At 59.8% G+C, this 13,565-nt stretch carries 14 protein-coding genes; 8 read left to right on the plus strand and 6 right to left on the minus strand.

Annotation, left to right across the window (positions count from 1 at the left end; all coding sequences use genetic code 11):
* The first annotated feature begins 185 nt into the window (after positions 1–185).
* Together ACYZT2_RS09245 and arfB are read left to right on the plus strand one after the other, a co-directional pair.
* Positions 186–1,607 (plus strand): amino acid permease, encoded by a 1,422-nt coding sequence (locus tag ACYZT2_RS09245; RefSeq protein ID WP_461971556.1) that lies wholly within the window; start codon positions 186–188, stop codon positions 1,605–1,607.
* A gap of 198 nt (positions 1,608–1,805) precedes the next feature.
* A complete protein-coding gene (arfB, locus tag ACYZT2_RS09250) occupies positions 1,806–2,219 on the plus strand; it encodes an alternative ribosome rescue aminoacyl-tRNA hydrolase ArfB (RefSeq protein ID WP_461971557.1) in 414 nt (137 codons plus the stop codon).
* Here arfB and ACYZT2_RS09255 read toward each other — a convergent pair.
* From ACYZT2_RS09255 to phhA, 6 genes are all read right to left on the minus strand, one after another.
* Positions 2,216–3,430 carry an MFS transporter gene (locus tag ACYZT2_RS09255; RefSeq protein WP_461971558.1) on the minus strand — a complete coding sequence of 405 codons (1,215 nt, stop codon included), beginning with the start codon at positions 3,428–3,430 and terminating at the stop codon, positions 2,216–2,218. The genes arfB and ACYZT2_RS09255 overlap by 4 nt on opposite strands.
* A 103-nt stretch (positions 3,431–3,533) precedes the next feature.
* Positions 3,534–3,728, minus strand: coding sequence for a hypothetical protein (locus ACYZT2_RS09260; RefSeq protein WP_461971559.1), 195 nt, complete (start codon positions 3,726–3,728; stop codon positions 3,534–3,536).
* A 75-nt stretch (positions 3,729–3,803) separates the two neighbouring features.
* A complete protein-coding gene (locus ACYZT2_RS09265) occupies positions 3,804–3,935 on the minus strand; it encodes a hypothetical protein (RefSeq protein WP_007902501.1) in 132 nt (43 codons plus the stop codon).
* A 279-nt stretch (positions 3,936–4,214) separates the two neighbouring features.
* Positions 4,215–5,408, minus strand: a complete 1,194-nt coding sequence (locus ACYZT2_RS09270) for an amino acid aminotransferase (RefSeq protein ID WP_461971561.1) — start codon at positions 5,406–5,408, stop codon at positions 4,215–4,217.
* Positions 5,408–5,764, minus strand: coding sequence for a 4a-hydroxytetrahydrobiopterin dehydratase (locus tag ACYZT2_RS09275; RefSeq protein ID WP_461971562.1), 357 nt, complete (start codon positions 5,762–5,764; stop codon positions 5,408–5,410). Before ACYZT2_RS09275 ends, ACYZT2_RS09270 begins: the two co-directional genes overlap by 1 nt.
* Before the next feature lie 69 nt (positions 5,765–5,833).
* Positions 5,834–6,625, minus strand: coding sequence for a phenylalanine 4-monooxygenase (phhA, locus tag ACYZT2_RS09280; protein ID WP_461971563.1), 792 nt, complete (start codon positions 6,623–6,625; stop codon positions 5,834–5,836).
* Between the two features lie 399 nt (positions 6,626–7,024).
* Between phhA and ACYZT2_RS09285 the strand changes: the two genes are divergently transcribed.
* The 6 genes from ACYZT2_RS09285 (at position 7,025) to flgJ (ending at position 13,563) form a co-directional block, all read left to right on the plus strand.
* Positions 7,025–8,584: a sigma-54-dependent transcriptional regulator gene (locus ACYZT2_RS09285; RefSeq protein ID WP_123720667.1), complete on the plus strand. Its 1,560-nt coding sequence runs from the start codon at positions 7,025–7,027 to the stop codon at positions 8,582–8,584.
* A 230-nt stretch (positions 8,585–8,814) separates the two neighbouring features.
* Positions 8,815–9,555: a flagellar basal body rod protein FlgF gene (locus ACYZT2_RS09290; protein ID WP_131061636.1), complete on the plus strand. Its 741-nt coding sequence runs from the start codon at positions 8,815–8,817 to the stop codon at positions 9,553–9,555.
* A 45-nt stretch (positions 9,556–9,600) separates the two neighbouring features.
* Positions 9,601–10,386 (plus strand): flagellar basal-body rod protein FlgG, encoded by a 786-nt coding sequence (gene flgG, locus ACYZT2_RS09295; protein ID WP_461971564.1) that lies wholly within the window; start codon positions 9,601–9,603, stop codon positions 10,384–10,386.
* A gap of 52 nt (positions 10,387–10,438) precedes the next feature.
* Positions 10,439–11,134: a flagellar basal body L-ring protein FlgH gene (flgH, locus tag ACYZT2_RS09300; protein WP_461971565.1), complete on the plus strand. Its 696-nt coding sequence runs from the start codon at positions 10,439–10,441 to the stop codon at positions 11,132–11,134.
* Positions 11,135–11,152: 18 nt separating this feature from the next.
* On the plus strand, positions 11,153–12,262 hold the full coding sequence (locus ACYZT2_RS09305; protein WP_461973048.1) for a flagellar basal body P-ring protein FlgI: 1,110 nt from the start codon (positions 11,153–11,155) through the stop codon (positions 12,260–12,262).
* 11 nt (positions 12,263–12,273) lie between these two features.
* On the plus strand, positions 12,274–13,563 hold the full coding sequence (gene flgJ / locus ACYZT2_RS09310) for a flagellar assembly peptidoglycan hydrolase FlgJ (RefSeq protein WP_461971566.1): 1,290 nt from the start codon (positions 12,274–12,276) through the stop codon (positions 13,561–13,563).
* Positions 13,564–13,565: the final 2 nt, after the last annotated feature.

Here is a 13,565-nt window from a genome sequence, read left to right on the forward strand (position 1 = left end):
TCCGCCGCGTCACGAGCGTGTCGGGTTCGATTTCGTCACAGATAAAAACAAACAGGTGACGCATGACTGTCGTAAAAACGCTGAACTCCTGGTGCCTGCGCTGGGGTTTGATCGGCGCTGCTTGAAATCGCAACCGAGCAGCAACGTCTACTGAACATCATCAAACCTTGCGTGAGACCCTTTTCATGAGTGGACAAAACTCGCATTCAGGCGAGCTGAAACGCGGCCTGAAAAATCGCCATATTCAACTGATCGCCCTCGGTGGCGCGATCGGTACCGGGTTGTTCCTTGGCTCGGCCGGCGTGCTCAAATCCGCCGGCCCGTCGATGATTCTCGGCTACGCCATTTGCGGCTTCATCGCTTTCATGATCATGCGCCAACTCGGCGAAATGATCGTCGAAGAGCCGGTCGCCGGTTCCTTCAGCCACTTCGCCCACAAATACTGGGGCGGTTTTGCCGGTTTTCTATCGGGCTGGAACTGCTGGATTCTGTACATTCTGGTGGGCATGTCCGAGCTGACCGCGGTCGGCAAATACATCCACTACTGGGCGCCGGACATCCCGACTTGGGTCTCGGCAGCCGGATTCTTCGTGTTGATCAACCTGATCAACCTGGCCAACGTCAAAGTCTTTGGTGAGACCGAGTTCTGGTTCGCGATCATCAAGGTTGTGGCGATTGTCGGCATGATTGCCTTGGGCAGTTATCTGCTGGTCAGCGGCAACGGCGGCCCGCAAGCCTCTGTGACCAACCTGTGGGAGCACGGTGGCTTCTTCCCGAACGGCGTCAGCGGTCTGGTGATGGCCATGGCGATCATCATGTTCTCCTTCGGCGGCCTGGAAATGCTCGGTTTCACCGCCGCTGAAGCCGACAAGCCGAAAACCGTGATCCCGAAAGCCATCAACCAAGTGATCTACCGGATCCTGATTTTCTACATCGGTGCGCTGGTGGTCCTGCTGTCGCTGACCCCTTGGGACAGTCTGCTGACGACTCTGAACGCGTCCGGCGATGCCTACAGCGGTAGCCCGTTCGTGCAAGTGTTCTCGATGCTCGGCAGCAACACCGCCGCGCACATCCTTAACTTCGTGGTCCTGACCGCGGCCCTGTCGGTGTACAACAGCGGCACCTACTGCAACAGCCGCATGCTGCTGGGCATGGCCGAGCAGGGCGATGCGCCGAAGGCCTTGGCGAAAATCGACAAGCGTGGCGTACCGGTGCGTTCGATCCTGGCGTCAGCTGCCGTGACCCTGGTCGCGGTGCTGCTGAACTATCTGGTTCCGCAACATGCACTGGAGCTGTTGATGTCGTTGGTGGTGGCCACCCTGGTAATCAACTGGGCGATGATCAGCTTCTCGCACTTCAAGTTCCGTCAACACATGGACAAGACCCAACAGACGCCGTTATTCAAGGCCCTGTGGTACCCATACGGCAACTATGTTTGCCTGGCGTTCGTGGTGTTCATCCTCGGCGTGATGCTGCTGATCCCGGGCATCCAGATCTCGGTGTACGCGATTCCGGTGTGGGTTGCCTTCATGTGGATCTGCTACGGCATCAAGAACAAGCGTCGTGATCGGCATGCATTGCAAGCTGCAGGTTCCGCTGCCAAGTAAGTGCAAAGCGCAGAAACAACAAACCCGGCCATGTGCCGGGTTTGTCATTTATGGGTTCCATACATAGTCCTGTAGGAGCGAGGCTTGCCCGCGAAGAAGACGCCGCGGTTCATCAGGCAAACCGCGTTATCGTTCTTCGCGGGCAAGCCTCGCTCCTACAAGGTATTCTGGCGGTCCTGATATCGGACTTTTTTTTCCATGCTGGTGATTTCCAACAACGTGCATCTGCCGGATGCCGAGATCGAGTTGACGGCCATTCGTGCGCAAGGCTCCGGTGGGCAGAACGTCAACAAGGTTTCTAGCGCCGTGCACTTGCGCTTCGACATTCCGGCCTCGTCCTTGCCTGAGTTCTACAAGGAACGGCTGCTGGCGCTGCGCGACAGTCGCATCACCAGCGAAGGTGTGTTGATCATCAAGGCCCAGCAATACCGCACGCAGGAAGCCAATCGCGCCGATGCGCTGGAGCGCTTGACCGAGTTGATCCTCAGCGCCACCAAAGTGGAAAAGAAACGCCGCCCGACCAAGCCGACCCTCGGTTCGAAGAAGCGTCGGCTCGAATCCAAGACCAAGCGCGGCAGCATCAAGGCTGGACGCGGCAAGGTCGATTTTTAACGGGCGTCGCGTTCTTCGCGGTGCTTTTCATTAAGGTACTTCGGCGCTTGCCGGTATAAGTAAACGCTCAGTGCCAAGCCACTCAGCGCGGCCAACGCGGCAAACAGGAAGATCGAGGCAAACCCGAATCCAGCCGCAATTGCACCCGCCAGCGGTCCGGTAATCCCCAGCGACAAATCAATAAACAGTGAGTATGCCCCGACTGCCGCACCACGGCTGGAGGCGGGCACCAGGTTGACCGCTTCCACGCCCAATGCCGGGAACACCAGCGAGAAACCGAAACCACTCAGCGCCGCACCAGCCAGTGCCCAATGGGCATCGGGTGCCAGCCACAGCAGCAACAATCCGAGGGTTTCCACTGACAGGCAGGCAATCGCCACGCGAAAGCCGCCGAGGCGGTTGATCAGGTTACCGAACAGCAATCGCGCACCGATGAAACTGGCGCCGAACAGGCTCAGGCACAGCACCGCGTTGGACCACTGCTGAGTGGCGTAATACAGGGTGATGAATGTGGCGATGGTGCCAAAGCCGATGGAGCCCAAGGCCAGACCGCAGCCGTGAGGCAGCACGCGCCCCAGCACGTGCATGAACGGCAGGCGTTCGCCGACAACGATCGGTGCAGCGGTTTTTGGCCAGGCCAGCGCCAGGCCCAGAACGGCCAACAGCACGATGCTCACGCCCATGCTCCACAAACCCAGTTGACTCACCAGCAGCACCCCCAACGGTGCGCCAACCGCCAGTGCGCCGTAACTGGCGATGCCGTTCCAGGAGATGACTTTGGCGGTATTCGCCGCGCCGACCCGGCCGATGCCCCAGCCGATCGACCCGGAACCGACCATGCTTTCCGCGCTGCCGAGCACCAGTCGGCCGATCAACAGGCTGATCAGGCTCAACGTCGGCAGGCTTTGGGTCCAGGCCGAAATCAACATGAACACACCGCTCAAACCGCAGCCGGCGAGGCCGTACATCACCGCCAGTTTGCTGCCCTTGTTATCGATGATGCGCCCGGCGTAAGGGCGACTGAGCAGGGTGGCCAGGTATTGCACGCTGATCACCAGCCCGGCGATCACGGCGCCGAAACCGAGGTCGCTGTGGACGTAGCCGGGCAATACGGCCAGGGGAATGCCGATATTCAGGTAACCAATGAACGTGAACAGGACGATTGAAACGACTTGCAGCGTGACCGCCATGGGGCGCTGGGTTTCTGACATGGTAAAAGGTCCATGGGGCAGCTGGATAGATAGGCTGCTTATGATAGCGGCGGGGGCGGTCGCGGGGCGTGGAAAAGTAAAACTATTTGCCGGACGGAGTGAGTCAGGGTTTGGCGGGGGCAACCAATTGCGTCGTGACCAGGGCGGCCAGGGCGTTTTCTTCGCTGCCGAAGCGGGCCAGCAGGGCGGCTTGTTTCTCGGGGGAAAGGCGGTTCCAGATCTCGATCATCTTCTCGGCGGTGCCGATCAGGACGCTGGCCTGAGCTTCGTTGAATGTAGCGCTGGATTCATCGGTCATGGAGAGGGCTCAAGGTTCAGGCGGTGTGGAAAGCGCATATTAGCGCTTTCCACACGGTCTGTTCGTGCGGGTGTATCAGTCTTCGCTGTCGGCCTGGCGGCGTTCAGGTGCTTCTTTCGTCTCGGGCTGTTGGGCACCGGCTTGTTGCGTGGTTGTCTGCTCAGTTTCGTGCAGGCTTGGGAAGGGGAGATTAGGGATCTCGTGCATGTTCGCGCTCCTCGCTAAGTCTGTTGATAGATCTGGTAGATCCGCGCTTTTAAAAAAGCCTGCGCAGGATACAGCAGGAGAAATGACAAATAGACTTTTATATCCAATTGTTGCGACGGATGGGATTGTCTAGACAGGTCAGCAAGAGAGGGCGACACCCTGCAAATGTGGGAGCGGGCTTGCTCGCGAAAGCGGAGTGTCAGGCAACGATGATGTCGACTGACACTCCGCTTTCGCGAGCAAGCCCGCTCCCACAGGGGGACTTGCAGTGCTTGATGGTTACTTGCAGACGTCAGCGATAGCTTCGGCCAGCAAGTCCAGACGCGTCGCATCAATCCCTGCCACGTTCGCCCGGCCTGAGCTGACCATGTACACGCTATGGCGTTCGCGCAGTTGCTTGACCTGTTCTGGCGACAAACCGGTGTAGGAAAACATCCCGCGTTGCACACCAATGTGCGCAAATTGCTCGCGCAAGCCATGGGGTTCAAGCGCTTCGACCAGACCGCTGCGCAACTGCGCGATACGCAAACGCATGGCTTCCACTTCGTCGGCCCAGCGGCTTTTCAGCTCTGGATCGCCGAGGATGGTCGCAACCACGGCGGCGCCATGATCCGGTGGCGTCGACCATAGGTTGCGGGCGATGTTGGCCAGTTGGCTGCGGATATCCACCAGCTTGTCGGCGGTTTTCGCGCAGACAATCAGTGCGCCGGTGCGGTCGCGGTACAGACCGAAGTTCTTCGAGCAGGAACTGGTGATCAGCACTTCCGGTAACTCGGCGGCAAACAACCGGGTCGACCAGGCATCTTGCTCCAGGCCGTCGCCGAAACCCTGATAGGCGAAGTCGATCAGTGGCAGCAAATCGCGACTGCGCACCACGTCCAGCACCCGACGCCAATCGTCATGGGACAGGTCGAAACCGGTCGGGTTGTGGCAGCAGGCATGCAGCAGCACCACATCGCCCTTGGGTACTTCATTGAGCACCGCCAGCATCGCTTCCACATCGAGGCGATTGTCGCTGCCCACATACGGGTAATGACTGACCTTGACCCCGGCCGCCGCGAAAATGGTTTCGTGGATCGGCCAGGTCGGGTTGCTCAACCATACGCCACGGCCCGGCAGGCATTGGGCGATGAAGTCGGCGCTCAAACGCAGCGCGCCAGTGCCGCCCGGTGTTTGAGTCGCGCCGGCCCGTTGTTCGGCGATCAATGCCGAATCAGCGCCAAGCACCAACTCGTTGATGACTTTGCCGAACGCTACATTGCCGTGACCGCCGATGTAGGTCTTGGTGGATTGACGCTCCACCAGGTGCTGCTCGGCGAGCTTCACCGCTTCGGGGATTGGCGTCAGGCCCTGGGCGTCTTTATAGACACCCACGCCGAGATCAAATTTGCGTGGGTCAGGGTCCAGCGCATAGGCCTCCATCAGGCCGAGAATCGGATCGCCGGGTACTCGGCCGATGGCGTCGAAATGCATTATTTACGGCCCTCGGCGTCTTTGGCCACTTCGTCAGTGCGCGCGGCCATGATGAAGTCGTTGCGGTGCAGGCCTTTGATGGAGTGGCTCCACCAGGTGACGGTGACTTTGCCCCACTCGGTCAGCAGGCCTGGGTGGTGACCTTCGGCCTCGGAGATTTCGCCGACGGCGTTGGTGAATGCCAGCGCGTGTTTGAAGTTCTTGAACAGGAAAACTTTTTCCAGCTGCATCACACTGTCGCGGACTTCGATGTTCCAGTCAGGGATCTGCTTGATCAGGATCGGCAATTCTTCGTCGCTGACCTGAGGGGCGCCGGCTTGGCAGGCTTCGCAATGGGCTTGGTTCAGAGCGTTCATGGTGTGTTCCTGAATTCGATTCTTGTTGGAAATTACTATTTTTGCGCGCAAGTCGCGAGCGGGATCTGCTCAGGCCGCTTTGGGCTTTGGCGGAAATTTCGGCGCGTGCAACCCCAGCTGCATACCTTGCTTGACCATGTCCATGATGTCTTCGTGGGCCAGATCGAACAGGCGCTTGAGGCTCGGCAGGACAAAGTACAGCGGTTGCAGAATGTCGATGCGGTACGGCGTGCGCATGCATTCCAGCGGATCGAAGGCCTGATGCTCTGGTTCGTCCGACAGGCAGTAAACGGTTTCTTTGGGCGAGGACAGAATGCCGCCACCGTAGATGCGCAGGCCTTGTGGCGTGTCGACCAGGCCGAACTCGATGGTCATCCAGTACAGGCGCGCCAGGTACACGCGTTCTTCCTTGGAGGCCTGTAGGCCAAGTTTGCCGTAGGTGTGGGTGAATTCGGCGAACCAGGGGTTGGTCAGCAGCGGACAGTGGCCAAAGATCTCGTGGAAAATGTCCGGTTCTTGCAGGTAATCCAGCTCTTCGCGGGTACGAATAAACGTCGCCACCGGGAACTGCTTGTTCGCCAGCAATTCGAAAAAGGTCTGGAAGGGAATCAGTGCGGGGACTCGGGCAACCTGCCAGCCGGTGGTTTCACCGAGGACCTTGTTGATTTCACCGAGTTGCGGAATGCGGTCGTGAGGCAGACCGAGTTTTTCGATACCGTCCAGGTATTCCTGGCACGCACGGCCCTCGACCACTTTCAGCTGGCGAGTGATCAGCGTGTTCCACACCGCGTGTTCTTCGGCGGGGTATTCGATAAAACCTTGCGCATCGGGCTCGCGAGCCACGTATTGCGTCTGCTTCATGCTGCTCTCCTGCTAGGGGATCCGTTCTTGTTGTGTGTACAGCTATAGACCTAGAAATACCCCAAGGCGTGCGGTGTTGCAGCAGGTGATCGTCGTTGCATGTAGGAAAAATCAGCACTTTTCGTAAAGTATTCGTTACGGATTGGCTGCTATGGCGCAAGTATTGATATTTGCGGGTTTGAAATGGCGCACGGGTGTCACATAATCTTGACGACTATTTGAGTGCCTCGGCAGAAAAATACGTCGGTCTACCAGGTATCCCTGTAGGAGCGGGCTTGCTCGCGAAGGCGGTCTGTCTGATACATCAATGTTGGATGGTCCGACGCTTTCGCGAGCAAGCCCGCTCCCACAGGTTGTGCGCTCGGCATCAACCTCACTCACCATTTTTCGGGCCTTTATATGCGTATCAAAGTTCACTGCCAGAACCGCATCGGTATCCTGCGCGACATTCTCAACTTGCTGGTCGAGTACGGGATCAACGTCGCTCGCGGCGAAGTGGGCGGTGAGCACGGCAATGCGATCTACCTGCACTGCCCGAACCTGATCAACATTCAGTTCCAGGCGTTGCGTCCGAAGTTCGAGGCGATTGGCGGGGTATTCGGCGTCAAGCGCGTAGGGCTGATGCCTAGCGAGCGTCGGCACATGGAGCTCAACGCCTTGCTCGGTGCCCTGGAGTTTCCGGTGCTGTCGATCGACATGGGCGGCTCCATCGTCGCGGCCAACCGTGCAGCAGCGCAGTTGCTCGGGGTGCGGGTGGACGAGGTGCCGGGGATTCCGCTGTCGCGGTACGCCGAGGATTTCGATTTGCCGGAGCTGGTGCGCGCCAACAAATCGCGGATCAACGGCTTGCGGGTCAAGGTCAAGGGTGACGTGTTTCTCGCCGACATCGCGCCGCTGCAATCGGAGCATGACGAAAGCGAGGCCATGGCCGGCGCGGTGTTGACGTTGCATCGGGCGGACCGGGTGGGCGAGCGCATCTATAACGTGCGCAAGCAGGAATTGCGCGGCTTCGACAGCATTTTCCAAAGCTCGAAAGTGATGGCGGCGGTGGTGCGCGAAGCGCGACGCATGGCACCGCTGGATGCGCCGCTATTGATAGAAGGCGAAACCGGCACCGGCAAAGAATTGTTGGCGCGGGCCTGTCACTTGGCGAGCCCGCGTGGGCAGTCACCACTGATGGCGCTCAACTGCGCCGGTCTGCCGGAGTCCATGGCCGAGACCGAATTGTTCGGCTACGGCCCCGGCGCCTTCGAAGGGGCGCGGGCCGAAGGCAAGCTCGGGCTGTTGGAGCTGACGGCGGGCGGTACGTTGTTTCTCGATGGTGTCGGCGAAATGAGCCCGCGCTTGCAGGTGAAATTGCTGCGCTTTCTGCAGGACGGATGCTTCCGTCGTGTCGGCAGCGATGAAGAGGTCTATCTGGATGTGCGGGTGATCTGCGCGACTCAAGTGGACTTGTCCGAGTTGTGCGCTCGCGGTGAGTTTCGCCAGGATTTGTACCACCGCTTGAACGTGCTCTCGCTGCACATCCCGCCGCTGCGCGAATGCCTCGACGGATTGGCGCCGCTGGTGGAACACTTCCTCGATCAGGCCAGTCGGCAGATCGGTTGCCCGTTGCCGAAACTGGCCCCAGCGGCAATGGAACGGCTCAGTCATTACCATTGGCCGGGTAACGTGCGGCAATTGGAAAACGTACTGTTCCAAGCGGTTTCCCTGTGCGACGGCGGGACTGTCAAAGCCGAGCACATTCGTCTGCCGGACTACGGCGTGCGTCAGCCGCTTGGCGATTTTTCCCTTGAGGGCGGGCTGGACGAGATTGTCGGTCGCTTCGAGAAAGCCGTACTGGAGCGCTTGTACTCCGAGCATCCGAGTAGTCGGCAACTGGGCAAGCGGCTGGGGGTTTCCCATACGACCATTGCCAATAAGTTGCGTGAGTACGAAGTCGGCAAAGAGCCGGGCTAGCGCCGGCAGCTGCTACACGCATGCGTTGAGCCCTAGAGGTCGACGCTTGCCGTAAGCGGCAGAACACCGCCGGTTTTTCGTCTTCTACACATTCCCCCAATCCCTTCTGAATCCCTCAAGTCCTCTGTTTGCCGGGCCCGGCGCCGCCAGAAAAAAGTTGGTCTGCAAATTGCTTATGGCTCAGCAGTACAGCGGTGGGCGGCAAACGTCCGGCATGCAGAGGAAAGAGTGTGGACAAGTACCTTTATGTGGCAATGACCGGCGCCAGCCAGAATGCACTGGCGCAGAAGGCTCATGCCAACAACCTGGCGAACATCTCTACCAACGGTTTTCAGAAGGACCTGGAACAGGCCCGTTCGATGCCAGTGTTTGGTGACAGCTTTCCGGCGCGTGCGTTTGCCATGACCGAGCGTCCGGCCACCGACTTCTCCCCAGGTGCGCTGGTGCAAACCGGTCGTGACCTCGATGTCGCGGTGCAGGGCAATGGCTGGATCGCCGTGCAGAACCCCGATGGCGGTGAAAGCTACGTGCGCACCGGCAGCCTGAACGTTGACGCGCTGGGCGTGCTACGTGCCGGCAACGGTATGCCGGTGATAGGCAATGGCGGGCCGATTGCCGTGCCGCCCGAGCAGCAAATCGAAGTCGGCGAAGATGGCACCATCAGCATCCGTGCAATGGGCGAAGGCCCTCGCGTGATGGCCGAAGTCGACCGCATCAAACTGGTCAATCCGGACTTCAAGAACATGACCAAAGGCCTGGACGGTTCGATCCACACCAAGGATGGCAAGCCGGCGCAGGCCGATGCCAACGTCAAACTGGTGTCTGGATTCCTGGAGTCGAGCAACGTCAATGCCGTGGAAGAAATGACTTCGGTGCTGGCGTTGGCCAAGCAGTTCGAACTGCACATCAAGATGATGAACACCGCCAAAGACGATGACCAGGCCATGGCTCGGGTCTTGCAGATCAGCTAATTATCAGAACGTCGCGCCGTAAAACAGGCGCACGAGGAGAATCGAATGCTTCCGGCTCTATGGGTTGCCAAAACAGGTCTGTCCGCCCAGGACACCAACCTCACCACCATTTCCAACAACCTGGCAAACGTTTCGACCACGGGTTTCAAACGTGACCGCGCCGAGTTCCAGGACTTGCTGTATCAGATCAAACGCCAGCCAGGCGCCCAATCGACCCAGGACAGCGAATTGCCGTCGGGTCTGCAAGTGGGTACCGGTGTGCGCATCGTCGGGACTCAGAAAAACTTCACCGCCGGTAGCCTGCAAACCACCGAGCAGCCGTTGGACATGGCCATCGACGGTCGCGGTTTCTTCCAGATTCTGCAGCCGGACGGCACCACGTCCTACACCCGTGACGGTACATTCCACCTGGATTCCAACGGCCAGATCGTGAATGCCAGCGGCTTCGCCCTGGAGCCGGCCATTGTCATTCCGAACGATGCCCAGACCTTCACCGTCGGCCGTGACGGCACTGTGTCTGTCACCGTTCCCGGCAACCCGGCCTCTCAGGTGATCGGCAACCTGCAAACCGCCGACTTCATCAACCCGGCCGGTCTGCAAGCGGTGGGTAACAACCTGTTCCTGGAAACCGCTGCCAGTGGCGCGCCGCAAGTCGGCACCCCGGGCCTCGCCGGTTTTGGCACCACGCTGCAGAACACCCTGGAAACGTCCAACGTCAGCACCGTTGAAGAGATGGTCAACATGATCACCACTCAGCGCGCCTACGAGATGAACTCCAAAGTGATCTCCACCGCCGACCAGATGCTCTCGTTCGTAACGCAGAATCTGTAATCAAGTCTATGAGGCGGCCATGAGGTCGCCTGCAACACCGTGAGGTAGGGTCATGAATCGCTTTGTATCTGTTCTGGCACTGAGTGGGGCCGTCGTGCTCGCGGGCTGTGTCGTCCCGCCGCCCAAGCCCAATGACCCTTACTACGCCCCGGTGTTGCCGCGCACGCCGCTGCCGGCTGCCGCCAATAACGGCTCGATTTATCAGGCCGGTTTCGAGCAGAACCTGTACAGCGACCGCAAGGCGTTCCGGGTCGGTGACATCATCACCATCACCCTGAACGAGCGCACCCAGGCGAGCAAGAATGCCAATTCGCAGATCGACAAGAACAGCAAGACCGACATCGGTCTGAGCTCGTTTTTCGGGGGCGGCCTAAGCACCAGTGATCCAGTGGGCAGCGGTAGCCTCAGTCTGGACGTCGGTTATGAGGGTGACCGCGCCACCAAGGGCGACAGCAAGTCCGGCCAGAGCAACAGCCTGACCGGTTCGATCACCGTGACCGTCGCCGACGTGTTGCCCAACGGCATCATCGCCGTGCGCGGCGAGAAGTGGCTGACCCTCAACACCGGTGATGAGCTGGTGCGGATTGCCGGCCTTGTTCGCGCCGATGACATCGCCACCGACAATACCGTGCCGTCGACCCGCGTCGCCGATGCGCGCATCACTTATTCGGGCACCGGTGCGTTTGCCGATGCGAGTCAGCCAGGCTGGTTCGACCGTTTCTTCCTCAGCCCGCTGTTCCCTTTCTAGGTGGCCATTCTGGTGAGCATGTTGAACTTCAAACACCTGATGGTGGGCGCCCTGTTGCTGACGGCAGCCTTCGACGCTCAAGCCGAGCGACTGAAGGACATCGCCAGTATTTCCGGCGTGCGTTCCAACCAATTGATCGGCTATGGCCTGGTGGTCGGGCTTAACGGTACCGGTGACCAGACGACCCAGACCCCGTTCACCCTACAGACTTTCAACAATATGCTTTCGCAGTTCGGTATCAAGGTGCCGGCAGGTTCGGGCAACGTGCAGTTGAAGAACGTCGCGGCGGTGTCGATCAGCGCCGACTTGCCGGCGTTCGCCAAGCCGGGTCAGCAGGTGGACATCACCGTAGCGTCCATCGGTAACTCCAAGAGCCTGCGCGGCGGTACCTTGCTGCTGACGCCGCTCAAAGGTATCGACGGCAACGTCTACGCTATCGCTCAGGGCAACCTGGTGGTCGGCGGTTTCGATGCTGAAGGTCTGGACGGTTCGAAGATCACCGTCAACGTGCCGTCGGCCGGTCGCATCCCCGGCGGTGCGTCGGTCGAGCGTGCGGTGCCGAGCGGCTTCAATCAGGGCAACAGCCTGACCCTGAACCTCAACCGTTCGGACTTCACCACCGCCAAGCGCGTCGTCGACAAGATCAACGACATGCTCGGCCCTGGCGTTGCCCAGGCCATCGACGGTGGCTCGATCCGTGTGACCGCGCCACTCGATCCGAGCCAGCGGGTCGACTATTTGTCGATCCTCGAGAACCTCGAAATCGATCCGGGTCAGGCGGTGGCGAAAGTCATCATCAATTCGCGCACCGGCACCATCGTGATCGGCCAGAATGTCAAGGTTTCGCCGGCCGCGGTGACCCACGGCAGCCTGACCGTGACCATCACCGAAGACCCGATCGTCAGCCAACCCGGCCCTCTGTCCAACGGGCAGACGGCGGTCGTGCCGCGCTCGCGGGTCAATGCCCAGCAAGAAGCCAAGCCGATGTTCAAGTTCGGCCCGGGCACCACCCTCGACGAAATCGTCCGGGCGGTGAACCAGGTCGGCGCGGCACCGGGTGACTTGATGGCGATCCTCGAAGCGCTGAAGCAGGCCGGCGCGTTGCAAGCCGACCTGATTGTGATCTGAGGACGGCGACCATGGATATGCGCAAAAGCGGTCTGGTCAGCAGCAGCGACTCGGGTTCCTACTCGGACCTGAACCGTCTTAACCAGCTCAAGGTCGGCGACAAGAACAGCGATACGAACATGCGCAAAGTGGCGCAGGAATTCGAGTCGCTGTTCCTTGGTGAAATGCTCAAGTCCATGCGCTCGGCCACCGAAGCGCTGGGTCAGGACAACCCGCTCAACACACCAGCAGCCAAGCAATACCAGGAAATGTACGACCAGCAGTTGGCCGTTTCCATGTCCCGCGAAGGCGGCGGTATCGGCCTGGCGGACGTGCTGATGCGCCAGATGTCGAAGAACAAACCGATGGCGCCGGGTGAGGCCGCGGCGGCGTCTGCCGCCAAGCAAGCTGCCGCGAAAGCCGCCGTGGAAACGCCGATTGCCGCTGGTACGGTTGCCACCAACGGGCCGCTGTCGCGCCTCAATGGCGAGCGCCCGTTGTGGGCTTCGCGCTCGGTGAAAACGCCAGCAAGTGCGGGTGAGGGCGCTCATCGCAATGACATGGCGCTGATCAATCAGCGGCGTCTGGCGCTGCCACCGAAACTGGCCGATCGTTTGCTGGCCGGTCTGGTGTCATCCGCTGCGACGACCGCCACAGCGGCGGTCAACAACACGCAATTGCCGGAACGCACCCCGACCACCGGTTCGGGGCCTCTGTTCAATGGCGATTGGCTGGCGAATGCACAAGCAGCGTCCACCGGGAGCCTGCAGATTCACGGTCGTGCCATTGCTCAAATTCCACTGGCACCGGCGAAGAAAGCCTTCAGTTCCGCCGACGAATTCGTCAACACCATGTTGCCGATGGCCAAAGAAGCTGCTGACCGTATCGGTGTCGATCCGCGTTACCTGGTGGCTCAGGCTGCCCTGGAAACCGGTTGGGGCAAATCGGTCATGCGCGCCCAGGATGGCAGCAGCAGCCACAACCTGTTCGGCATCAAGGCCAGCAGTAACTGGAAGGGCGATTCGGCGCGGGCGATCACCAGCGAATTCAGGAATGGTGCGATGGTCAAGGAGACCGCCGAATTCCGTTCCTACGGCTCTTACAAAGACAGCTTCCATGACCTTGTGACGCTGCTGCAAAGCAATAATCGCTATCAAGATGTGCTGAAGTCGGCCGATAACCCAGAACAGTTTGTACGCGAGTTGCAAAAGGCCGGTTACGCAACCGACCCAGACTACGCAAGCAAGATTTCGCAGATAGCCAAGCAGATGACGAGTTACCAGAACTACGCTGCGGCGGGCGTTTCCACCACGCCTTTATAGGC

The organism is Pseudomonas sp. MDT1-85 (assembly GCF_054898065.1).

Excerpts from the sequence above, each read along its gene's own strand:
- flgG (WP_461971564.1), top strand. The coding sequence starts at position 9,601 with ATGCTTCCGGCTCTATGGGTTGCCAAAACAGGTCTGTCCGCCCAGGAC.
- ACYZT2_RS09270 (WP_461971561.1), bottom strand. The coding sequence starts at position 5,408 with ATGCATTTCGACGCCATCGGCCGAGTACCCGGCGATCCGATTCTCGGC.
- ACYZT2_RS09265 (WP_007902501.1), bottom strand. The coding sequence starts at position 3,935 with ATGCACGAGATCCCTAATCTCCCCTTCCCAAGCCTGCACGAAACTGAG.
- arfB (WP_461971557.1), top strand. The coding sequence starts at position 1,806 with ATGCTGGTGATTTCCAACAACGTGCATCTGCCGGATGCCGAGATCGAG.
- flgJ (WP_461971566.1), top strand. The coding sequence starts at position 12,274 with ATGGATATGCGCAAAAGCGGTCTGGTCAGCAGCAGCGACTCGGGTTCC.
- ACYZT2_RS09275 (WP_461971562.1), bottom strand. The coding sequence starts at position 5,764 with ATGAACGCTCTGAACCAAGCCCATTGCGAAGCCTGCCAAGCCGGCGCC.
- phhA (WP_461971563.1), bottom strand. The coding sequence starts at position 6,625 with ATGAAGCAGACGCAATACGTGGCTCGCGAGCCCGATGCGCAAGGTTTT.
- ACYZT2_RS09255 (WP_461971558.1), bottom strand. The coding sequence starts at position 3,430 with ATGTCAGAAACCCAGCGCCCCATGGCGGTCACGCTGCAAGTCGTTTCA.
- flgH (WP_461971565.1), top strand. The coding sequence starts at position 10,439 with ATGAATCGCTTTGTATCTGTTCTGGCACTGAGTGGGGCCGTCGTGCTC.
- ACYZT2_RS09285 (WP_123720667.1), top strand. The coding sequence starts at position 7,025 with ATGCGTATCAAAGTTCACTGCCAGAACCGCATCGGTATCCTGCGCGAC.
- ACYZT2_RS09245 (WP_461971556.1), top strand. The coding sequence starts at position 186 with ATGAGTGGACAAAACTCGCATTCAGGCGAGCTGAAACGCGGCCTGAAA.
- ACYZT2_RS09260 (WP_461971559.1), bottom strand. The coding sequence starts at position 3,728 with ATGACCGATGAATCCAGCGCTACATTCAACGAAGCTCAGGCCAGCGTC.
- ACYZT2_RS09305 (WP_461973048.1), top strand. The coding sequence starts at position 11,153 with ATGTTGAACTTCAAACACCTGATGGTGGGCGCCCTGTTGCTGACGGCA.